The 24,258-nt window shown below is 17.8% G+C and carries 23 protein-coding genes; 14 read left to right on the top strand and 9 right to left on the bottom strand.

The window, feature by feature from the left end; genetic code table 11:
- Positions 1–202 precede the first annotated feature (202 nt).
- Complete coding sequence (gene fldA / locus RJD23_RS01000; protein WP_343188028.1) at positions 203–730, top strand: flavodoxin FldA; 528 nt, start codon at positions 203–205, stop codon at positions 728–730.
- Positions 731–850: 120 nt separating this feature from the next.
- On the opposite strand, the gene gap is transcribed toward fldA, so the two are convergent.
- On the bottom strand, positions 851–1,852 hold the full coding sequence (gene gap, locus RJD23_RS00995) for a type I glyceraldehyde-3-phosphate dehydrogenase (protein ID WP_343188027.1): 1,002 nt from the start codon (positions 1,850–1,852) through the stop codon (positions 851–853).
- 441 nt (positions 1,853–2,293) lie between these two features.
- Between gap and RJD23_RS00990 the strand changes: the two genes are divergently transcribed.
- Positions 2,294–3,304 (top strand): beta-propeller fold lactonase family protein, encoded by a 1,011-nt coding sequence (locus RJD23_RS00990; protein ID WP_343188026.1) that lies wholly within the window; start codon positions 2,294–2,296, stop codon positions 3,302–3,304.
- A 117-nt stretch (positions 3,305–3,421) separates the two neighbouring features.
- On the opposite strand, the gene glyA is transcribed toward RJD23_RS00990, so the two are convergent.
- Both glyA and hisS read right to left on the bottom strand, forming a co-directional pair.
- Positions 3,422–4,678 carry a serine hydroxymethyltransferase gene (gene glyA, locus RJD23_RS00985; RefSeq protein WP_343188025.1) on the bottom strand — a complete coding sequence of 419 codons (1,257 nt, stop codon included), beginning with the start codon at positions 4,676–4,678 and terminating at the stop codon, positions 3,422–3,424.
- 51 nt (positions 4,679–4,729) lie between these two features.
- Positions 4,730–6,016 carry a histidine--tRNA ligase gene (gene hisS / locus RJD23_RS00980; RefSeq protein ID WP_343188024.1) on the bottom strand — a complete coding sequence of 429 codons (1,287 nt, stop codon included), beginning with the start codon at positions 6,014–6,016 and terminating at the stop codon, positions 4,730–4,732.
- A gap of 284 nt (positions 6,017–6,300) precedes the next feature.
- Here hisS and RJD23_RS00975 point away from each other — a divergent pair, with 284 nt between their 5' ends.
- A complete protein-coding gene (locus RJD23_RS00975; protein ID WP_343188023.1) occupies positions 6,301–7,089 on the top strand; it encodes an inositol monophosphatase family protein in 789 nt (262 codons plus the stop codon).
- A 175-nt stretch (positions 7,090–7,264) separates the two neighbouring features.
- Here the strand turns inward: RJD23_RS00975 and RJD23_RS00970 are convergent, their stop codons facing one another.
- Positions 7,265–8,158, bottom strand: a complete 894-nt coding sequence (locus RJD23_RS00970) for a DMT family transporter (RefSeq protein ID WP_343188022.1) — start codon at positions 8,156–8,158, stop codon at positions 7,265–7,267.
- Positions 8,159–8,366: 208 nt separating this feature from the next.
- On the opposite strand from RJD23_RS00970, the gene trpD reads away from it, so the two are divergent.
- The 7 genes from trpD to RJD23_RS00935 all read left to right on the top strand — a co-directional run bounded on the left by trpD (position 8,367) and on the right by RJD23_RS00935 (position 14,718).
- Positions 8,367–9,356: an anthranilate phosphoribosyltransferase gene (gene trpD, locus RJD23_RS00965; RefSeq protein WP_343188021.1), complete on the top strand. Its 990-nt coding sequence runs from the start codon at positions 8,367–8,369 to the stop codon at positions 9,354–9,356.
- Complete coding sequence (gene trpCF, locus RJD23_RS00960) at positions 9,353–10,723, top strand: bifunctional indole-3-glycerol-phosphate synthase TrpC/phosphoribosylanthranilate isomerase TrpF (protein ID WP_343188386.1); 1,371 nt, start codon at positions 9,353–9,355, stop codon at positions 10,721–10,723. The genes trpD and trpCF overlap by 4 nt, the downstream gene beginning before the upstream one ends.
- Before the next feature lie 10 nt (positions 10,724–10,733).
- Positions 10,734–11,924, top strand: coding sequence for a tryptophan synthase subunit beta (trpB, locus tag RJD23_RS00955; RefSeq protein ID WP_343188385.1), 1,191 nt, complete (start codon positions 10,734–10,736; stop codon positions 11,922–11,924).
- Positions 11,921–12,736 (top strand): tryptophan synthase subunit alpha, encoded by an 816-nt coding sequence (gene trpA / locus RJD23_RS00950; RefSeq protein ID WP_343188384.1) that lies wholly within the window; start codon positions 11,921–11,923, stop codon positions 12,734–12,736. Before trpB ends, trpA begins: the two co-directional genes overlap by 4 nt.
- An 86-nt stretch (positions 12,737–12,822) precedes the next feature.
- The gene (locus RJD23_RS00945) at positions 12,823–13,575 is read left to right on the top strand and encodes a YciC family protein (protein ID WP_343188383.1); all 753 of its coding nucleotides are present in this window, start codon (positions 12,823–12,825) and stop codon (positions 13,573–13,575) included.
- Between the two features lie 308 nt (positions 13,576–13,883).
- Positions 13,884–14,303, top strand: coding sequence for an acyl-CoA thioester hydrolase YciA (yciA, locus tag RJD23_RS00940; protein ID WP_343188382.1), 420 nt, complete (start codon positions 13,884–13,886; stop codon positions 14,301–14,303).
- Positions 14,304–14,508: 205 nt separating this feature from the next.
- A complete protein-coding gene (locus RJD23_RS00935) occupies positions 14,509–14,718 on the top strand; it encodes a hypothetical protein (protein ID WP_343188381.1) in 210 nt (69 codons plus the stop codon).
- 135 nt (positions 14,719–14,853) lie between these two features.
- Here the strand turns inward: RJD23_RS00935 and lipA are convergent, their stop codons facing one another.
- The 5 genes from lipA to mnmA form a co-directional block, all read right to left on the bottom strand.
- Complete coding sequence (lipA, locus tag RJD23_RS00930; RefSeq protein ID WP_343188380.1) at positions 14,854–15,774, bottom strand: lipoyl synthase; 921 nt, start codon at positions 15,772–15,774, stop codon at positions 14,854–14,856.
- Positions 15,775–15,829: 55 nt separating this feature from the next.
- A complete protein-coding gene (gene lipB / locus RJD23_RS00925) occupies positions 15,830–16,477 on the bottom strand; it encodes a lipoyl(octanoyl) transferase LipB (protein ID WP_343188379.1) in 648 nt (215 codons plus the stop codon).
- Between the two features lie 40 nt (positions 16,478–16,517).
- Positions 16,518–17,156, bottom strand: coding sequence for a YchE family NAAT transporter (locus tag RJD23_RS00920; protein WP_343188378.1), 639 nt, complete (start codon positions 17,154–17,156; stop codon positions 16,518–16,520).
- A gap of 487 nt (positions 17,157–17,643) precedes the next feature.
- Positions 17,644–18,411: an enoyl-ACP reductase FabI gene (locus tag RJD23_RS00915; RefSeq protein WP_428994250.1), complete on the bottom strand. Its 768-nt coding sequence runs from the start codon at positions 18,409–18,411 to the stop codon at positions 17,644–17,646.
- Positions 18,412–18,559: 148 nt separating this feature from the next.
- Positions 18,560–19,669 (bottom strand): tRNA 2-thiouridine(34) synthase MnmA, encoded by a 1,110-nt coding sequence (gene mnmA, locus RJD23_RS00910; protein WP_343188376.1) that lies wholly within the window; start codon positions 19,667–19,669, stop codon positions 18,560–18,562.
- Between the two features lie 285 nt (positions 19,670–19,954).
- Between mnmA and lepA the strand changes: the two genes are divergently transcribed.
- From lepA to era, 4 genes are all read left to right on the top strand, one after another.
- Positions 19,955–21,745 (top strand): translation elongation factor 4, encoded by a 1,791-nt coding sequence (lepA, locus tag RJD23_RS00905; RefSeq protein WP_343188375.1) that lies wholly within the window; start codon positions 19,955–19,957, stop codon positions 21,743–21,745.
- 18 nt (positions 21,746–21,763) lie between these two features.
- Positions 21,764–22,654: a signal peptidase I gene (gene lepB / locus RJD23_RS00900; RefSeq protein WP_343188374.1), complete on the top strand. Its 891-nt coding sequence runs from the start codon at positions 21,764–21,766 to the stop codon at positions 22,652–22,654.
- A 78-nt stretch (positions 22,655–22,732) separates the two neighbouring features.
- Positions 22,733–23,413 (top strand): ribonuclease III, encoded by a 681-nt coding sequence (gene rnc / locus RJD23_RS00895; protein WP_343188373.1) that lies wholly within the window; start codon positions 22,733–22,735, stop codon positions 23,411–23,413.
- Positions 23,410–24,255 carry a GTPase Era gene (gene era / locus RJD23_RS00890; protein ID WP_343188372.1) on the top strand — a complete coding sequence of 282 codons (846 nt, stop codon included), beginning with the start codon at positions 23,410–23,412 and terminating at the stop codon, positions 24,253–24,255. Before rnc ends, era begins: the two co-directional genes overlap by 4 nt.
- Positions 24,256–24,258: the final 3 nt, after the last annotated feature.

Genomic DNA, 24,258 nt, shown 5'->3' with positions numbered 1-24,258 from the left:
TATTATTTAATTTAATAAACATGAAATTATTTTGAATAAAAATTTATAAATAATTGTTAAAAGTTTATTATTTATATTATATATTTAAAATAATACTATGTTTTTAATTTTTTAAACATTGTTTAAATTTATTAATATTATAAAATATTTTATTAATTTAATTAAAATATTTTTTATATTTTTACATATTCAGGTAATAGTTATGGAAAAAATTGGAATATTCTTTGGAAGTGATACTGGCAACACAGAAAAAGTTGCTAAAAAAATATTTAAAAAAATGAATAAAAAAAAAGTTAGTTTATATGACATATCTACTGTATCTAGAAAAATTATAGAAAAATATAAAATATTAATTTTAGGTATTCCTACATGGTATTATGGAGATTTACAATGTGATTGGGATGATTTTATTCCAATTTTAAAAAAAATAAGTTTTAAAAAAAAGATTGTAGCATTATTTGGATGTGGTGATCAAGAAGATTATTCAGAATATTTTTGTGATGCTATGTATAAAATATATAAAATTTTAAAAAAAAATAATGCTATATTTATTGGAAAATGGCCATCTAAAGATTATAAATTTGATTCTTCTAAAGCTTTGTATGATAAAAATAATTTTATTGGTTTAATAATAGATGAAGATAGACAACCTGAAAAAAGTGAATTTAGAATAAATTTATGGATAAAACAATTGTTATTAGAAATAAAAAAATGTAGTAAAAATATTTAATAACAATATAATATTAAAATTTTTAAATTTACTATTTCTAATAATGTAGTATTATATCCATATTACTTGGAATAATACTACTTAATTTTATTGTATAAAATATATAAATTTAAAATTATACTATATTTGTTTAGATATCATATTGACTAAATCTAATACTTTACTTGAATATCCTAATTCATTATCGTACCATGATACTATTTTAGAAAAATTTTTATTTAATGAAAGACCAGCTTTTTCATCAAAAATAGATGTAAATTTACTTCCAATGAAATCTGTAGAAACTACATCATCTTTTACATAAGTAATTATGTCTTTCATTTTGTTTTCAGAAGCATTTTTAATTATGTTACAAATGTCTTTATATGTAGCAGATTTTTTATATCTTACAGTTAGATCTACTACAGAAACATTAGCCGTAGGTACTCTAAAAGCTATTCCTGTTAATTTTCCTGAAAGTGAAGGTATTACTTTTCCTACTGCTATAGCAGCACCTGTAGAAGATGGTATTATATTTTGAATTGCACTTCTTCCTCCTCTCCAATCTTTTTTAGAAATTCCATCTACAGTTTTTTGTGTTGCTGTTGTTGCATGAACAGTAGTCATTAAACCTTCTATTATATTTAGTTCGTCGTTTAAAACCTTAGCTATAGGCGCCAAACAATTTGTTGTACATGATGCATTAGAAACTATTTTTTCTCCGTTATATTTATTAAAATTAACTCCTTTAACAAACATTGGAATATCATCTTTTGTAGGAGCTGTAATAACTACTTTTTTTGCTCCAGATAATATATGTTTTTCTGCATTTTCTTTGCTTATGAAAATTCCTGTTGATTCTATTACTACATCTACTAACAATTTTCCCCATGGTATATTTTCTGGATTTTTTTCTGAAGATATATGTATTTTTTTTTTATCTATTATTAACAAATTTTTTTTTACACATATTTTTTTATTAAATTTTCCATGTGTAGAATCATATTTTAATAAATATTTTATATATTTTACATCTAACAAATCATTTATTGCAACAACTTCTATATTTGGATAAATTTGTGAAAGTCTAAAAACTAACCTTCCTATTCTTCCAAAACCATTTATTCCAACTCTTATTTTCATATTATTTTTACCATAAAAAATTTATATTTTAAAATTTTAATAATATCATTTTTTTTTTTAACTTTTATACATTTTTAAACAATATTTTGTAAGTGTTTATATAATTCACATTAAAATTTATAATTTTTATTCTCATATTTTTTTTATATATAAACTTTTATTTTTGTTTATATATTAAATAAAATTATTGTATATTAATTTAATAAATGTAACAATTACATATTATACATTTTTAAAAATATTTTTTATAAAAATTTTAAAATTTTATTATTAAATATTATATAAAAAATTAATTTTAATTAAATATACAAAATATTTTATTAAATTTTATTAATGTTTATATAATATATTTGATTACATATTTTATTTATTTTAAAAAATAATATATTGTTATATAATTAATACATTTAAATTTATTTTTTTTTAAAAAAAATTAATTTTATGAAAAAAATGTTTAATAAAATAATTTATATATCTATACCAAATGAAAAAATTATAAAAGTATTAAAAATTAACAATAATTTTATAATAAAAGTTTTACAAAAATTTAATACATGTGATAATGTACAACCATTACAAATATTTTTTAAAAAAAAAATTTTATATGCAGGATTAAGGCCTAGATGTAAAATTTTAATATCTAAAATATTAGAAAATGGTTGTTTAAAAAAAATTAATGAAGTTAAGTTAGATTTTCCATCTAATCACATTTGTTTAGACTTGAAAAATAAATTTTTATTTAGTAGTTCATATCATGGAAATTGTTTAGAAGTGTATAAAATAGATGAAAATGGTATACCTATTAAAAAATATACTACTTTTTTTAATATAAAAGGATGTCATTTTTCTACTATTACATTAGATAATAATTTTCTATTATTTACTGCTTTAAAAGAAGATAAAATATATTTTATAAATTTGTCAGATTTAAAAAAAAAAAAAAAAATAATAATTTCTTATTTAAAATTAGAAAAAAATTCTGGGCCTAGACATTTATCATTACATCCAAACAAAAAATATTTTTATATAATAAATGAATTAAATAGTACAATTTGTACAATTAAAATTTCTTCTAAAAAATTTAATAAATTTGAAATTATACAAAAAATAAGTTTAGTTCCTAAAAAACAAAAAAAGTTTTGGGCTTCTGAAATACAAATAACTTCATGTGGTAAATATTTATATGCTTCAGATAGAATAAAAAATATTATTTCTTCATTTAAAATTGATAAAAAAAAATTTATTTTAAAATTTTTAAAACACTATTATACAGAAAATCAACCTAGATCTTTTAGGATAGATTCTTCAGGAAATTTTTTAGCAGTTGTAGGAGAAAAATCAAATAGTATGTCTATATATAAAATTAATAATTTGAATGGATCTTTAAAAAAAATTGTTAAAAAATTTTTTGTGGGAAATAATCCTATATGGATAAATTTTTATGATTTATAAATTTTAAATAAACAATATTTTTTTTAAATTTTATATATTTAAAATAATTTAATTTTATTAATTTAATTTCATTATTTTGATTGTGTTATCTAAGACAAGACAACACAATCTTAATTGTTATTTATTTTTATAAATAGGAAAAAGTTTACACATTTTATATACTTTATTTTTAATGTTTAATATAGTGTTTAAATTATCTTTTTCTTTTATAATTTGTATTATCCATTTTGCTATTTTTTGTGATTCTCTTTCTAAAAAACCTCTTCTAGTTATAGCAGGAGTTCCTATTCTTATACCTGAAGTTATAGAAGGTTTTTTATCATCATCAGGTATATTATTTTTATTTACAACTATATTTGCTCTGTACAAACGTTCTTCAATTTCTTTTCCAGTTACATTGTTTTTTCTTAGGTCTAACAAAAACAAATGATTTTTGCTACCGTTTGATACAATTTTAAAATTTTCTTTTTTAAATATTTTTATCATAGCTTTTACATTTTTTATAACTTGTATTTGATAATTTTTAAACTTCTGCCCGTAAGCTTCTTTAAATGCTATAGCTTTAGCCAACATAACATGAACTAAAGGACCTCCTTGACATCCTGGAAAAACAGAAGAATCTATTTTTTTAAATAAGTTTTTATCATCATGATTTGATAATATTATACCACCTCTAGGTCCAGACAAAGTTTTATGAGTTGTGCTAGTTATTATATGAGCATAAGGAATTGGATTGTTATATAATCCAGCTATTATTAATCCTGCTATATGAGAAATATCTACTAATAAAAATGCATTTATTTCATTTGAAATTTTTCTCATTTTTTTCCAATTGCAATCACCAGAATATGAAGAAAAACCGCCAACTATCATTTTAGGTTTATGTTTTTTAGCTAATTTTCTTATATTTGAATAATCTATTTCACCTTTTTTATTAGTTTTATAATGTATAAAATTATATAATTTTCCAGAAAAATTTACATCAGATCCATGAGTTAAATGACCACCATGAGATAAATCCATTCCTAAAATTGTATCACCGTATTTTAATACTGAAGAATATGCAGCAAAATTCGCTTGTGTACCAGAATGTGGCTGTACATTTACATATTTAACACAAAATAATCTTTTTGCTCTTTCTATTGCTATTTTTTCAATTTTATCAACATATTTGCATCCTGCATAATATCTATTTTTTATTTTTCCTTCAGCATATTTATTAGTAAAGATAGACCCTTGCGCTGATAATACAGCATTACTTACATAATTTTCTGATGCTATTAAAGTAACTTGATTTTCTTGTCTAATTTTTTCTTTTTTTAATATTTTTGAAATTTTTTTATCTTTTGTAATTTTATTTTTAATATTAAACAATGTTTTATACCTATGTTAAATTCATGTATTATATAAAATTATATTAAAATTTTACTTCTTATATTTAAAAGTATTACTAATTTTTTTTATGAGTTTTTTATATGAATATTCTTTTTGTTTATTTTTTTCTAAATTTTTGAATGTAAAAAATTTATTTTTTATTTCATTTTTTCCTATTATTAAAACTACTTTTACATTGTTTTTACTAGATTTACTTAATTTTTTTTTTAATTTTTCGTTACAAAAATTAACTAAAATTTTTAGTTTTGGAAATATTTTTCTAACTTTTTCAGACAAATTAATAGATTTTAAAATAGCTTCTTTTTCTAAAAATATAATTTCTATGTCTATTAATCTTTTTTTAACTTTTTTTTCTTTTAAAGATTTTATTAATATCATTAATCTTTCTATTCCTATAGCAAAACCAAATGAATAAGAATTTTTACCTCCTAACATGGAAATTAAATTATCATAACGTCCTCCAGCACATATTGTACTTTGAGAGTTTATTTTATTATTTTTCCACTCAAATACTGTATCATTATAATAGTTTAATCCTCTTATTAAATTTTTATTAATATGAAATTTAATTTTAAATTTATTTAATATTTTACATAATTCTTTAAATTTTAATAATGATTTTTTATTTAAGTAATCATATAATGATGGAGCTTTTTTTAAAATTTTTTTTATATATAAATTATTACTCTCTAACAATCTAAATGGATTTTTTTTGTAATTTTTATTATAATATTTATTTATAATTTTTTTTTTATTTTTCAGATAATGGTTTAATTTTTTTTTATATTTAAATCTATCTTTTAATGATCCAATTGAATTTATTTCTAATCTTAAATTTTTCAATATACCTATAGATTTCCATATTTTTATTGTTATTAAAATTATTTCTACTTCTATATAAATGCTTTTTATTCCTATAACTTCTACTCCTAATTGGTTAAATTGTCTATATCTACCTTTTTGTGTATTTTCGTATCTAAACATAGGCCCAAAATACCATAATTTTTGTATTTTATTATTATATAATAAATTTTTTTCTATTATTAATCTTATACATCCAGATGTACCTTCAGGCCTTAATGTTATTTCATTTTTATGTTTGTCTAAAAAAGAATACATTTCTTTGTCTATAATATCTGTATTATTTCCTATGGACAATTTAAATAATTTTGTTTGTTCAATAATAGGAGTTATTATTTCATTATAACAATATTTTTTTAATACATTTTTACATGTTTTTATTAAATAATTTAATAAATATATATCTTTGCCTAAATAGTCATGAGTTCCTTTAACTAATTTAATTATTTTTGTCATAAAATTCTATTATTAAAAATTATTTTTTATAATTTATTTTAATATAAAACTTATTATAAAAATATAATAATATTATTAAATTTATATTTAATATTTTATATAAATTATTAATATTTTTAATGTTATAAATATTAAAATAATTTTTATAAATAATATATAATTTAGTATTATACATGTTTATATTTTAGTTTTGTTGTATATAGTTTTTATTAAATATAAAATTATGTTTTTACATTATTGTATAAATTTTAAAAATATTCATTTTAATATAAGGAAGTAAAATTATGAACCCTATGTTAAATATAGCAATTTCTTCTATAAGGAAAGCTGGTAGTTTTATTATAAAATTTTATGACTCTAATATTTTTTTTAATAAAAAATTTAACGAAAATTTTTTATATGTAAATCAAATTGTTAAGAGATCAGAAAACATAATAATAAATGAAATTAAAAAATATTATCCTAATCATATTTATATAACTAAAGATAATTCTGATTTTAATTTTAACAAAAAAAAAATATATTGGTTTATAAATTCTTTAGATGGTGTTTTAAATTTTAAAAACAAGTTTCCTCATTTTTGTTTACTAATATCAAATTTCATAAACAAAAAAATTTTTATGTCAGTAATATATGATCCTATAAAAAATGAATTGTTTACTTCTATAAAAGGAGAAGGGTCTAAAATTAATGGTTACAGAATGAGATGCGATTATAAATTTTTAAATAATGATATAATTATTGCTTTTAACATTTATAAAAAGTTTAACAAAAATAAAAAATTTTATAAAAATATTATTAATAAATTAATTTCTAAAAATGTTTATATAAGAATCACAGGATCTGTAATATTAGATTTTGCATATGTTTCTTCTGGAAGATTAAATTGTTTATTAATTGAAAAAAATAATATATTAAACTTTTTTTCAGGAGAATTACAAATAAAAGAATCTGGGGGGTTAACTTATAATTTATTTAAAAATTTAAATAACAATATTAGTAAAAATTCTATTTTAATTACTGGAAATGATAATTATATAAAAAAAATTATTTCTATAATTAACAAAAAATAATATTTTATAAATAAATATTTGTAAATATATTTTTTATCTTTTATATTAAAATTTAAAATAATATTTATTTTTAAAATATGTTTTATAAAATTATATTTTTATATAAAAACATTTTTTAAACATAAAAATTTATTTTTTAATTTTATTAAAAATAATTCTTATTATAATATTACAATTATTTTTTGTTTGTTTTCTCAATACTAAAAATTAAAGTGATTAAAATCCCAAACAATGCGAAAAAATAAAATATAAAAAATTTAATATTAAAAATATTACTATTATAAAAATATAATTCTATAAAAATAGAGAATATTGGAAAAATTAAAAATACTGCAGAAGAAAAAAATTTACTAACAATTTTTTGTAAATAAAAATATAATAATATTCCGAATATACTAGAAAAATTTGATAAATATAATATTGCAAAAATTGAATTTTTTGAAAAATTGTAAAATTTGGGTTTTTCTATTATTAAAGATATTAATGTTATTAATATACCTGAAATAAATGATGGTATTGCGTTAAATGTTAAAGCAGAAATATTAAATTCTCTTTTTTTACACTCTATATATATATAAGAATGACTAATTAAAGCCAGCAAAAGTAATATTACACCTTTTATACTATTGTAGTATAAATTTTTATATTCTAATAATATTAAGAAAAATATTGATAATATAGTAATTAATGATCCTAATATTTGATAAAAATTTATTTTATTTTTTAATATTAATTTAGACAGAAATAATATAAATATAGGTGTAGTGGAAAATATTATAGAAGATACACTAGTATTAATATAATTACTGCTATATAAAATTAAAGAGAAAGGTATAGAAAAATAAAATAATATTATAAGTATTTGAAAAAATCTATTTTTTTTAGGAAATAATAGTGGAGTATTAGTAAAGTAAGATAATATATATAATATTGGAAAAGATAACAAGAATCTTAATCCAGTAGCAAAAAACGGAGGAATAGTTTCTATAGCTATTTTCATAGCTACCCATGTAGTACTCCAAGTAATAGAAACTATTAAAAATATAAATAATATTATTATTTTGTTCATTTTTAAAATTTTTATTATAAAGTTATTAAAGTAAATTATATAAATAATACTATTTAAAAAATTTAATTTAAAACTTTTTTTATTATATAATAATATAATATTTAAAAAATATATTTAATATTTTTTTAAAAAAAATAAAATAACATTTTATATTTTTATATATTAAATATATTTTTTATAAATAATATTTTAATAATGTGTTGAAAATATGAAAAAAATTTTTAAAAAATTATATAGATTAAAAAATCTTGATATTATAGAAAGTTATAAATTATTTAATAATATAATTTATAAAAATATTAATTATGCAGAAATTGTTTCTGCTATAGTTTTAATGAAATCTAAAGGAGAAACTATATATGAAATTTTAGGAGCTATAAAAAGTTTTTTAAAAATAAAAAAAAAATTTAATAGACCAAAGTATTTGTTTTCAGATATTACAGGAACAGGTGGAGATTATCAGAATGATATAAATATTTCTACTATTAGTGCTATAGTTTCTTCTATAGCTGGATTTAAAATATCTAAACATTGTAATTATAATATTACTAGTAAATCTGGATCTGCTGATTTTTTAAAAGAAAACAAAATAAACATAAATATATCTGCAAAACATTCTAGAAAAAATTTAGATAAATTTAATATTTGTTTTTTATTAGCTCCATTATATTATAAATGTTTTAATGACATAAAAAATATAAGAAAAGATTTAAAAACTAGAACAATTTTTAACATATTAGGTCCATTATTAAATCCTTCAAGACCTCCTTTATCTGTAATAGGAGTTTATGATATAAAATTAATGCCTATAATTATAAGAATTTGTAAAATTTTAAATTATAAAAGAGTAATAGTATTACACAGCAAAAACTATGATGAAGTTACTTTATATGGTCCTACATATATTAATGAACTTAAAAACAAAAAAATTTTAAAATATAAATTATTTCCAGAAGATTTTGGATTTAAAAAATATAATAAAAAAATTAAATTTTCAGATAAAAAACATGTAAAAAAATTAATAAAAGGTTTTGGAAAAAATGTGCATGAAGAAACTATATCAGCTAATGTAGCAATGATTTTAAGAACTTTTGGAAAAGAAAATATAAAAGACAATGCACATTATGCTTTAGAAATAATAAAAAAAGGTGAAATATATAAATTTATAAAAAAAATATCTTGCGGTAATAAAAAATGAAAAAAAAAATTTTAGAAAGTATTTTATTTAATAAAATAGAATGGTTAAAAATAATTAAGAAAAAAAAACCTTTACATAATTTTATGCATTTAATAAAGAAAACTAATAATAATTTTAAAAATTCTTTAAAAAATAATTTTCCTGCTTTTATATTTGAAATAAAAAAAACTTCACCATCCTTGGGAAAAATTTGTAAAAACTTCAACATTCATAAAATAGTAAATTCATACAACAAATATGCATCTGCAATATCAGTAATAACAGAAGAAAAATATTTTCATGGAAACATAAAATATTTAAAAAAAGTTAGAAAAAATACAAACTTACCAATATTGTGTAAAGATTTTTTTATAGATGATTATCAAATATATTTATCTAGATATTATGGCGCAGATGCTATTCTATTAATTTTATCTATACTAAATAATTATCAATATAAAAGATTTTCTAGAATAGCTAAATCTATGAATTTAAAAATATTAACTGAAATAAATAATGTAAAAGAATTAAATAGAGCTATTTTTTTAAATGCAGAAATAATAGGAATAAATAATAGAAACCTAAATGATTTTTCTATAAATATTAATACTACAAAAATTCTTTCTCCTTTAATACCTAAAAATAAAATAATAATTAGTGAATCTGGCATAAAAAATAATATTATTGTTAATGAATTAAAGAAATATGTAAATGGATTTTTAATAGGATCATCTGTTATGTCTGAAAATAATATTAATTTAAAAATAAAAAAAATAATTTTTGGAAATAATAAAATATGTGGTCTAATAAAAAAAAAAGATGCTGAAATTTCTGAAAAAAATGGAGCTATATATGGAGGATTAATTTTCGTTAAATCTTCTAAAAGAAATATAAGTATAAAAAATGCTATAAATATAATTAATTATAATTTTTTAAAATATATAGGAGTTTTTCAAAACGAAGATTTCTATAAAATAAAAGATATTACCAATAAACTTAATTTACATGCAGTTCAGTTGCATGGAAATGAAAATCAAAAATATATAAATAGTTTAAAGAGTATTCTAAATAAAAATACAAAAATATGGAAAGCTGTTTGCATAAAAAATGATCTTCCAAATTATAAATTTGATAATGTTGATAAAATAATATTTGATAATTATGTTCCTGGAAGTGGTAATTCTTTTAATTGGTCTATATTAAACAATATTAATTTAAAAAACATATTTTTATCAGGAGGAATTAACATAAAAAATTTTCATAATGCATTAAAATTTAAACCTTATGGATTAGATTTTAATTCAGGAGTAGAAAAAAATGGAATAAAAAATCATAACAAAATAAAAAAATTATTTAACAAAATAAAAACTACATTAATAAAAAATTAAAAAAAATAAAATGACTATTTTAAATCCATATTTTGGAAAATTCGGTGGAATGTATGTTCCTCAAATATTAATTCCATCATTATTAGAATTAGAAAAATGTTTTGTGAAAAATATTAAAGAGAAAAAATTTAAAAAAAAGTTTAATAAATTATTAAAAAATTATGCTGGAAGACCTACCCCATTAACTTTATGTAAAAATATTACTAAAGGAACAAATACAAAATTATATTTAAAAAGAGAAGATTTATTACATGGAGGATCTCATAAAATAAATCAAGTTATAGGACAAATATTATTAGCGAAAAAAATGAAAAAAACAAATATAATAGCTGAAACTGGAGCTGGGCAGCATGGAGTTTCTACTGCAATGATGTGTGCTTTGTTTAATTTAAAATGTAAAATATACATGGGATCTAAAGACATTGAAAAACAGTATACTAATGTATTAAGAATGAAATTATTAGGCGCAGAAATAGTTCCTGTAAATTCAGGATCTAAAAGTTTAAAAAGTGCTTGTAATGAAGCTATTAGAGATTGGTCATCTAACTATTTTAATTCACACTATATGTTAGGTACAGCCGCAGGACCTCACCCATATCCAACTATAGTTAAAGAATTCCAAAGTATAATAGGAAAAGAAACTAAAAAACAAATTTTTAAAATTGAAAAAAAATATCCAAATATAATTATAGCTTGTGTTGGAGGAGGATCTAATTCAATAGGTATATTTTCAAAATTTTTAAATAAAAAAAGTGTAAAATTAATAGGTGTAGAAGCAGGTGGCTTTGGAAATAATAATAATGAACATAGTGCATCTTTAAAATATGGTAAAACAGGAATATATTTTGGAATGAAGTCTAAAATAATACAAAATAACGATGGTCAAATTCAAGATTCTTATTCTATTTCTTCGGGATTAGATTTTCCTTCAATTGGCCCTGAGCACTCATGGTTAAATTTTTTAAATAGAGTAAAATATGTTACTATTAATGATAAAGAAGCTGTTTTAGCTTTTAAAAATCTTTGCAAAAAAGAAGGAATAATACCAGCATTAGAATCTTCTCATGCATTAGCGCATGCTATAAAAATTATTAATAATAATCCTATAAAAAAACAAACTATTATAGTAAATTTGTCTGGTAGAGGAGACAAAGATATTTTATCTGTAAATAGTTTTTTAAAAAAAAATACAATATTATGAATATTATATATAAAAAACTTTTTAGTAATTTAAGAAAAAAAAAAGAAGGATGCTTAATTCCATTTATAGTATTAGGAGATCCAGATTTAGATACTTCTCTAGAAATAATAATATCTATAATTGAAAATGGAGCTGATGCTATTGAAATTGGAATTCCTTTTTCTGATCCTTTAGCGGATGGATATATAATACAAAATGCAAATTTAAGAGCATTAAAAAAAAATGTTACATTATTAAAATGTTTTGATATTTTAAAAAATTTAAAAAATAAATATACTAATTTTCCTATAGGTATATTAACATATGCAAATTTAATATTTAATAAAGGAATAAACAATTTTTATGAAATATGTTCTAAAATTGGATTAGATTCTATATTAATAGTTGATGTTCCAATTGAAGAATCTAAAATGTTTTATGAATGTTCAATAAAAAATAATATTTCTCAAATTTTTATATGCCCTCCTAATGTAAATAATGTTATGTTAAATAAAATAATTAAAATGTCCAAAAGTTATATATATATACTTTCTAGATCTGGAGTGACAGGAATTTGTAAAAAAAAATTTTTCAAAACAAATTTAATAGTTAAAAAAATAAAAAAAATATCTTCTATACCTTTAGTGCAAGGATTTGGAATTTATTCAACTAATCAAATAAAAAATATATTAATGAACAAAATTAATGGAGTTATATGTGGATCTGTAGTAGTAAAACAAATAGAAAATAATTTGGATAATAAAAAAGTTATGATAAAAAAAATTACAAATTTGATTAAAAAACTAAAATATTCTACTAAAATATTATTATAAATTATATAAAATTATAAAATATTAATTATTTAATAAATTTATATTGTAAAATTAAATTTGACAAAATGTTTTATATCGAGGTAATAATGCTTATTAAAGAAACTAATTCATATCAAGAAACATTTAATTTTGTTAAAAAAAATTTAACAAAAATTTTTTTAATATCTTGTTTTTTTTCTTTTTTAGTAGTAATTTCTGATTATTATGTAATTCCTGTTATACAAAAAATATATTTTTCAGTTTTAAGTAAAGATATTGGAATGCATTCTTTAATAAATACATTTAATTCAATGAATTTCTCTCAACAAAAAGCTTTTTTACAATTTTCATTTCTCAAAAATGTCGTTAACACTGTAAGTATTACTTTTATAATAGAAAGTATTTTAATGATAGCACATTTTAAAATATTAAAAAAAAAAATAGGTTTAAAAAAATTATATAAATTATTTTTTTCTATTTTTCCAAATTTATTTTTGTTAATATTTTTTATTAATATAATAATACAAGTAGGTTTAATAATATTTGTAATTCCAGCAATAGCTTTTTTAATATTTTTTTCAATGTCGCCAATAATTTTAGTTATAGAAAAAAAAGGAGTATTTTATTCTATTAAAAAAAGTTTTTTAGTATGTTTATCTAGATACAAAGAATTAACTCCTCCTATATTTATATGGTTATTCATAAAATTTATATTATTAATGTGCAGTTCTATTTTAAAAATTTTACCAGAAAATTTGTTTATATTTTCATACAATATTATATCTAATTTTATTTTGTGTGTATTAATTGTGCATTTATTTAAACTTTATTCATTATTTGCTAATATTAAAAAGTTTTAAATTACACAAAAATGTTTTAGATAAAATATTATATATTAATTAAAAACAACAATTTAAAGTTACGATTTTAATTTATATAAATTTTATTTTTTAAATTTATAATTTTATATATAAAAATTATAAAAAATCTTCTTAATTATAATTGTAAAAATTTTAAAAAAAATAGTAATGTATTTAACTTAGAATTTTTATATTAGACTTTATAAATTATAAAATAATTTATTAACATTAATAGTAACATTTTTTTAATAAAATTTTTTAAATTTTAAAAATTTTAAATGAATTTTATTAACATTAAAGCAAAAACTATGAAAAAATTAAAAAAAAATAAACCAACAGGAAAACTAGTATTAAAAACTTTAGCTATGCCTAAAAATACAAATGCAAGTGGGGACATTTTCGGCGGATGGATAATGTCTCAAATAGATTTAGGAGGAGCAATATTAGCAAAAGAAATATCTAAAGGAAATGTTACTACTTTAATGGTTAAAAACATAATATTTTTAAAACCTATTTCTGTAGGAGATGTAGTTAATTGTTATGCTAAATTAATAACTGTAGGAAATAGTTCTATGGAAATAAAAGTTGAAATTTGGATTAAAAAAGTTATTGAAAACCCCATAGGATCAATATATTGTACATCTAAAGCTAATTTAATATATGTTGCTATAGATGATAACAAAAAATCTAGACCAGTTTATAAAAATTTTTGTAATATTGAAAATTAAATATTAATATTAAAAAAAATAAAATAACATTTTATTTTAAAAAAATTTTTTATATAATTTTAGTATATAAATTTATTTTAAAAAATTATTATATGTTTTATATAAAATTTATTTTTATATAAAATTATTGTTAATTTTGTTTTATTAATTATTTAAAAAACATATATATTAATATTTTTGTACTTTAATTAAATTTGGAAAAAATATGATTTTCTTATTAAAAAAAATATTTTTTTTGTTAAAAATAAGTATAATTTTATTTAAGTTTATAAAAGAAGTTATAATAAATCTGATAGTTTTAACTATTGTTTGTTTATGTATATATTTATATATACATGAAAATAACACTAAAAAAATAAAGTTGTACAAATATGATGATATTGTTAGAACGAATTATATAAAAATTTTAAATTAAAAAATTAAATATGTTTAAAAATTAATTAAAATATTTTTTTTTGAAATATAATTTTTTAAAATATTTTGAATAATTAAAATAATTATAGAATTATTATTTTTAATTATTCAAAAATTTTTTAAATATTATGTACTTTTATATTTTTTTTATTATTTTTTTTGCTTGTAAATCTGAATGGTAAGAAGATCTTACTAATGGCCCACAAAATGCATTATCAAATCCTATTTCCATAGCTTTATTTTTATAGTATTCAAATTCTTCTATTTTAAAATATTTTTTTACAGGAGTATGATATATACTTGGTTGTAAATATTGACCTATAGTTATCATATTAACTTTATTTTTTTTTAAATCTTTCATTACATTTATTATTTCACTTTTTTTTTCTCCTAATCCTATCATTAATCCAGATTTAGTTAATACATTTGGATTTTTTATTTTAAATTTTTTTAATAATTTTATAGAATTTTTGTAATTAGCACCTTTTCTAACTTTATTATATAATCTAGGAACACTTTCTATGTTATGATTAAATATATTAGGAGGAGATTCAGATATTATTTCTATAGCAGAATTTAAACATCTTTTAAAATCTGGAACTAAAATTTCTATTATAGTTTTTTTACTATTTTTTTTTAATTGTTTAATACATTCCAAAAAATGGTTTGCACCTCCATCCTTTAGATCATCTCTATTAACAGAAGTAATTACTACATGTTTTAATTTTATTTTTTTTACAGTTTTTGCTATTTTTTTAGGCTCATTAACATCTATTATTTTAGGTCTACCTTTAGATACTGCACAAAATGCACATTTTCTTGTACATATATCTCCTAATATCATAAAAGTTAAAGTTTTTTTTCCAAAACATTCATATATATTTGGACATAATGCTTCTTCACATACAGAATATAAATTATTTTTTTTTAGTATATTTTTAATTTTTTTTATTTTAATGTCATTAATTGGAAATCTTGTTTTTATCCATTTTGGTTTTTTCAATATATTTTTATTTATTTTTTTAAATAAATTATTTAAATTTTGTTTTTTTTTCATATAAATTAATTTTCTTTTTCTTTAAAAATTATTTAATTTTTTAAAATTAAATTTTTTAATAATTTATAAAAAAATTTTTTTTAAAAAATAATTTAATTTTATATTTTAAAATTTTTTTTACTTCTTTAATTGATATTTTTTTATTTAATTCTTTTATCTGAGTCATTTTTATTTTTGAATTATTACATGGTATTATTAACTTAAATGGGAATAAATCCATATTTACATTTAAAGAAAAACCATGCATTGAATATCCATTTTTTATGCATAATCCTATAGAACATATTTTTTTTTTTTTTACATATATTCCAGGATTATCTTTATCATAATAACTTTCTATACAAAAACATTTTAAAGTTTTTATAACAACTTTTTTTATCATGTTTATTAAAAAAAAAATATGATTTTTAATTTTTTTCAAATTTATCAAAAAATATACAATTTGTTGCCCTGGCCCATGATATGTTATTCCTCCACCCCTATTAGAATTATAAAATTTTATTTTTTTGGTTATATAATATTTTTTTTTATTAAAAAAATTTTTTCCTGATGTAAACACTGGATAATGTTCTAAAAACCATATTTCATCTGATTTATATTTATTATTTTTAGATACAAACTTTTTCATTAAAGAATAAGTTTGTTTCCAATCTTTAATTCCTAAATCTTTTATGATAACTTTTTTAATTTTTTTATTATTCATATTTTCATAAAAATTTTATTTAATTTAATTTTCTTTGTTTTTAATTATAAATTAAAAACTTTATTTCTGTTGTTAATAGTTCTATCCCTATAGACATTAATAATAATCCCATAATTTTTGTAATAATATCTATTCCATTAAAACCAAATATATTTATAATCAAATTTGACATATTAAATAACATCCAACAAAAATATGAAAATATTGTAATTACTATAGAATAAACTATTAAACTGTATATATCATTATTATTAGAACTCCAAATTATAATAGAACTAATAACTCCAGGTCCTGCTATTAATGGAGTGGCTAACGGAACTATACTTATGTTTTTAGAAATATTAGTATTATTTTTTTTATTTAAATTATTTTTTTTTATAAATAAGTTATCGTTTATAATAGACATTGCCATGTTTATAATTAATATTCCCCCAGTTATTCTAAGTGAATGTATTGATATTCCAAATAAATTTAAAATCTTTAATCCAAAAAATAAAGACAATAACAATATTAAAAATACTGTAATGTTTACTATAAAATTTGTTTTTTTTCTTTCTTCATGATTTTGATTTTTAGTAATATTTATAAAAACTGGTATCATTCCTATAGGATTAATTAAAATGAATAAATTAAAAAAAAAATTTATGTATAATGCAATGTCAAATAATTTTAAATACATTTTTTCCCCTAAAAATTTTTATATTTTTTTTTAACAAAAAAGTATTTTTTTACATATATATAAAAAATGTATAAATTTAAAATATAGAATTTATTTAAAATTTTTTGCACATATTTAAAAAATATATTTATAAAAACTAAAATATTTAAAAATTTTATTATATGTTTATTATGTAGAATAAAAGTTTAAATAATAATTTTATACATTTTTACAAATGTATTAAAAAAATGTTTTTACAAACATATAATCTTATAACATCAATATTATTAATAATATAATTTATATGTGATTTTTATTTAAATATAAAAAGTTGTTTAAAAATTTTTTAATACATTTTTAAAAATTTTATATTATATAAAAATATTTTTTTTAATGAAAAATTATATTAAATTATTAATTTTTATTAATATTAAAATTGTTTATTTATAATATAAATTATATAATTTTATACATTTTTTTCATATAAAAATTTAAATATATTTTTTTTTTAAAAAATGTTATTAATTCCATCATTTACATTAATAATTTGACCTGATATTCCAATAGATAGATCAGAACATAAAAAAGATGATATATTTCCTATTTGAAATATATCTATATTTTTTTTATTAAATATTTTTTTTTGAGATTTTTTCATTATTTTATTAAAATTTTTTATACTATATGAAGATGTAGTTTTAATAGGATTTATAGAAATAGCATTAACTCTTATAAAACGTTTTTTAAAATAGTAATCTATATATTTAACATTAGATTCTAAAGAAGCTTTTGCTGGTCCCATTACATTATAATTAGGAATTACTATGTTAGATCCTAAATAAGAAATAGTAAGTAATGAAGAATTTTTATTTAACATTCTCTTACATTCTTTTGATAAGGCCACGAAACTATAAGAACTAGCTTCATGAGCAATATTAAAACCTTTTCTATCTACTATATCTAAATAATTTTTACTAAATTGTATTTTAGGAGCATATGCAATTGAGTGAACTAAACCATCAAATGTTTTCCAATAATTAGAAAGTTTTATGAACATTTTTTTTATACTATAATCATTTAAAATATCACATTTTAATATAATTCTAGACTCATTTTTTTTTAATATTTTTTCTAAAAATTTTTTTTCATTATTTCTATAATATGTTAATGCAACTTTAGCTCCATTTTTAATCATAGATTTTAAAATTCCATATGCTATAGAAAATTTATTTCTAACACCCATTATTAAAATTTTTTTATTATGTAACAAATTTATTTTTCTCATATTATTAAAATGTTTAATTTATATATAAATTTTTTATTTATTTTTTTTTATATTGTTTATTATATTAAAATTATTTAAAAATTTTTTAAATTATTTTATTTTGTAAAAATGTAAATATACATGTATATATATAAAAAAATTATAAAATATTTATTAACGGAAATTTTTTAAAAATAATTCCTCCTCCTATGCAAATTTTATTAAAATACAAAACAATAGATTGACCTGTAGTTATAGAAGAAATAGGATATTTAAATATTATTTTTAATATACATTTTTTTTTTAATTTTACCATACAAGAAATATCATTATATTGATGTCTAATTTTTAATTTACAAAAAAAATATTTTTCAAAATCTATATTAACTAATAAATTAATATTATTTATTAAAGCGCCTACAGACATTAAATAAGGGTTATTAAAACTATTAGCTACAATTAACAAATTTTTTTCTACATTTTTTTCTACTATATACCATGGAGAGTTATAAGTATTTTTTTTGTTTAAAATTTTTCCTATTTTTTTTCTTTGACCTATAGTATAATTTTGTATTCCATGATGAATACCAATAATTTTACCTGAAATATTAACTATATAACCCTCTTTTTTTGAAATATATTTTTTTAAAAATTTTTGAAAATTTTTATTTTCAATAAAACATATTCCAAAAGAATCTTTTTTATAAGCTGTAGGTAAATTAAGTTTTTCAGCTATTTTTCTTATTTTAAATTTATTAAATTTTCCTATAGGAAAAATAATTTTTTTTAATTGTTTTTGTTTTAATGTATATAAAAAATAAGTTTGATCTTTTTTTTTATCTAGCCCCTTCTTCAAAAAAAAATTTTTGTTAATAATCTTAATATTTGCATAATGACCAGTTGCAATAAAATCAGCTTTAAAATATTTTAAAGAAAATTTTAAAAAAACTTTAAATTTAATTTCTTTATTACATAAAATATCTGGATTTGGAGTTAATCCTTTTTTCAGACCAGATAAGAATTTTAAAAATACATTTTCCCAATATTCTATTGAAAAATTAATTTTATAAAAAGGTATTTTAATAATTTTACATACTTTTTTTGCGTCTTTTAAATCTTTTTTAGAAGCGCAATAATTATCTGTATCGTTTTCTTCCCAATTCTTCATAAACAAGCCTATAACTTTATATTTATACTTTTTTAATAACCAAGCTGAAACAGATGAATCAACACCTCCAGACATAGCTATAACAACTGTTTTTTTTTTCATATATTATAAAAAATAATGTAAAAATTTTATTAATAAATTGTTTTAAATAATATAATATAAGAAATTTTTGTCAATTTTTATACTAATAATTTTCTATTAAAAAAATGTATTTTTACAATTAAAATAAATATATATTAAAATTAATAAACAATTAAACTTATTTTATTATAAATTAAAATTTAATATAAATTTTTTAATAAATATTATTTTTTTTAAAAATAGTTTTAAAAATTTTTTAACAAAATTATTATAATAAAATTATGAAATCATAAAACTTTATTAAAAATGGAAAACATAAGAAACTTTTCTATTATAGCACATATAGATCATGGAAAATCTACACTATCTGATAGATTTATTCAAATTTGTGAAGGGCTTCCAAAAAGAGAAATGAAAAATAGAGTCTTAGACTCTATGGATCTAGAAAGAGAAAGAGGTATAACTATAAAAGCTCAAAGTGTCTCTTTAAAGTATAAATCTATAAATGGAAAAAATTTTATATTAAACTTAATAGACACTCCAGGACATGTAAATTTCTATAATGAAGTGGCTAGATCATTATATGCTTGTGAGGGAGTTTTGTTAATAATAGACTCTACTCAAGGAGTTGAAGCTCAAACATTATCAAATTGTAAATTAGCTATAAAAATGAAATTAAAAATAATACCAGTTTTAAATAAAATAGATTTACCAACTTCAAATGTAAACAAATCAATTAAAGAAATAAAAGAAATAATAGGAATAAAAACTACAGATTGTATAAAATGTTCAGCAAAAACAGGTGAAGGAATAATAGAACTATTAGAAAAAATTATAACAATAATACCAAAACCTGATGGAAATAAAAATTTTAAATTACAAGCATTAATAATAGATTCTTGGTTCGATAATTATTTAGGTGTAATAGCTTTAATAAGAATAAAAAATGGAACATTATTAAAAAATTCTAAAATAAAAATAATAAATACTGGATACATATGTAAAATAGAAAAACTAGGAATTTTTACTCCTAAAAAAATTTTAAAAGATTCATTAACATGTGGAGAAATAGGATGGATAATATGTGGAACTAAAGTTATATCAAATATATCTGTTGGTGATACTATAACTAATTTAAAAAATCCTTCACGAAATATTTTAAAAAAATTTAAAAAATCTAAACCTCAAATATATGTAAGTTTATTTCCAGTTAAATCTAATCAATATAAAATTTTAGAGGATGGAATTAAAAAATTAAGTTTAAATGACGATGCTTTGTATCATGAAATAGAACATTCTAATGCTTTAGGTTTTGGTTTTAGATGTGGATTTATTGGATTGTTACATATGGAGATAGTTAAAGAGAGATTAGAAAGAGAATATAGTATAAATCTAATATCTACAACACCTACTGTTATATATAAATTATATAATAATAAAAACAAAATTTTATATATAGACAATCCATCAAAATTTCCTAAAAAACAATTTATAAGAAAAATTAAAGAACCAATTTCTAAATGTACAATTTTATCTCCTATTAATTTTGTAGGAAAAATAATAAAATTATGTATAAATAAAAGAGGTAAACAAATAGAAATAAAATATTATAAAAATCAAGTATCTATAATTTATGAAATACCTACATCTGAAATAATATTTAGTTTTTTTGATGATTTAAAATCTGTTTCAAAAGGATATGCATCTTTAGAATATGAATTTTTAAAATATAAAAAATCAAACATGATAAAACTAGATATATTAATTAACTCAGAAAAAATTGATGCTTTATCTTACATAATTTATAACAAAAATATATATAATTTTGCTAGAAAAATTTTAAATAAAATAAAAAAAACAATTCCTAGACATCAGTTTGATATATCTTTACAAGCTACTATAGAAAATAAAGTAATAGCAAAAGATATAATAAAACAATTAAGAAAAAATGTTTTATCTAAATGTTATGGAGGTGATATAACTAGAAAAAAAAAATTACTAAAAAAACAAAAAGACGGGAAAAAAAGATTAAAAAAAATTGGTAGAGTTAATATACCACAAGAAACTTTTTTTACTATTTTAAAGAATAATAAATAAACTTTTATTTAGAGAAATATGATGTCTGACTTAATTTCAGTTGTTATTACATTATTTACATTTTTTACATTTATTTTTTGGATGTTAAGTAAATACGAAAAATTTTATAATAAAAAAAATAATATTAAAAAAAATAATATAAAAGATTTTATTGGATCTTTTTTTTACATATTCTTTATAGTATTTATAATAAGATCATTTATTTATGAACCATTTAAAATACCATCTAATTCTATGTTTCCAACTTTAATAACAGGAGATTTTATTTTAGTTGAAAAGTTTTCTTATGGAATAAAAGATCCAATTTTCCACAAAAATATAATAAATATAAATAAACCTAATAATGGTGATATTGCAGTTTTTAAATATCCTAAAAATGAAAATATATATTTTGTAAAAAGAGTTATAGGTGTTCCTAACGATATAGTAATATATGATTCTAAAAAAAAAATATTTTTTGTATATAAAAAATATTTTTTTAAAAAAAAAAAATATATAAAAAATATCATAAGTTATTCAGAATATGAAAATAAAACAAAAAAAGAAAACTTAAATTTTTTTTTAAATAAAAATTATAAAAATTTTATTATAAACAATAATAATAAAAATTTTTCTTATGAAGAAAAAATAGAATATATTAATGATATAAATCATAAAATTTTATTAACAAACAAAAAAAAAGAACAGACTAATTATAAAAATAGTAATTTATATATTTGGAACATTCCTGAAAACAAATATTTTGTTTTAGGAGACAATAGAGATGATAGTTTTGACAGTAGATATTGGGGATTTGTTCCTGAAAAAAATTTTATAGGAAAAGTTACAAAAATATTTATTAGTTTAGATAACTCTAAAGAAAAATATTTCAAAAAAATATTATTTGACAGAATTGGAAACGTTATATAAAACAATGTAAATTTTTTATATAAAAATACAAATTTATAATAAAACATATTTATTATTTTTTTTTAAAATTGGTATAATATGAATTTTATAGAAATAAAAAAATTACAAAAAACATTAGGTTATATGTTCAATAAAATAGAATTATTAAAACAAGCACTCACTCACAGAAGCGCTAGTGGAAAACATAATGAAAGATTAGAATTCTTAGGAGATTCTATTTTAAGCTTTATCATTGCAAATGCTTTATATAAATATTTTCCGTTTGTAAACGAGGGAGATATGAGCAGAATGAGAGCTACATTAGTTAGAGGAAATACTCTAGCGCAAATAGCTCATGAATTTGATTTAGGGGAGTATTTAAAATTAGGTCAAGGAGAATTAAAAAGTGGAGGTTTTAGAAGAGAATCTATATTAGCTAATACCGTTGAAGCATTAATAGGAAGTATTTTTTTAGACAGTAATATTAATATTACTGAAAAATTAATATTAAAATGGTATTATACTCGTTTAAAAAATATAAATCCAGAAGAGACTAAAAAAGATCCAAAAACTAGATTGCAAGAATTTTTGCAATCTAAACATTTACCGTTACCAATATATTTTATAATTCAAGTATATGGAGAAGCACATAGTCAATTGTTTACAATTCAATGCAAAATTTATGGTGTTAAAAAACATATAGTTGGAATAGGTGCTAGTAGAAGAAAAGCTGAACAAGATGCAGCAAAAAGAGCTTTGTTAAAATTAGGTATAGAATGAAAATAATGACAAAAAAAAAAAATAAATTTTGTGGAACAATACAAATTGTAGGAAAAACAAATGTTGGAAAATCTACTTTGTTTAATAAATTGTTAGAAAAAAATATATCTATAATTTCTAATAGAAAAAATACTACAGAAAAATGTATTATAGGAGTAAAAAATTATAATAATTATCAATATATTTTTATAGATACACCAGGGGTAAGTAAAATAAAAAAATTTAATATTAACAAATATTATACAAAAAATATAAATGTAGATTTAATTATTTTTATTGTAAATAAAAACATATGGAATAAAGAAGATGAAAAAATTTTGAACAAAATAAAAAAAAATAAAATACCAGTATTGTTATTAATAAATAAGATAGATAAAATAAAAAATAAAAAAATTTTACTTCCGTTTTTGAGTTTTTTAAATAAAAAATTTAATTTTTTTAAATTAATACCAGTTTCTATAATAAAAAATGAATTTATATTATATTTAAAAAAAATAATAAAAAAAATATTGCCACGTAAAGAACATATTTTCAAGAAAAGAAATATTACATATAATACTAAAAAATTTTTGATTTCTGAAATGATAAGAGAAAAATTTATATATTATTTGCAAAAAGAATTACCTTATGCAATAAAAATAAAAACAATTCATATAAAAAACATAAAGTTAAATCAACTTAAAATACTTGCAGAAATTATAGTAAAAAATTTTAGACATAAAAAAATAGTTATTGGAAAAAATGGAAATATGATAAAAAAATGCAATATGAAATCTAGAGTAAATATAGAAAATTTTTTTAAAAAAAAAGTGCATTTATATTTAAATGTAAAATGCATTTAACGA

The organism is Buchnera aphidicola (Ceratoglyphina bambusae), assembly GCF_039363085.1.
Lineage (GTDB): Bacteria > Pseudomonadota > Gammaproteobacteria > Enterobacterales > Enterobacteriaceae > Buchnera_G > Buchnera_G aphidicola_E.
Note: the sequence above shows the minus strand (reverse complement) of the source record. Positions and strands in the feature narration are given on the sequence as shown.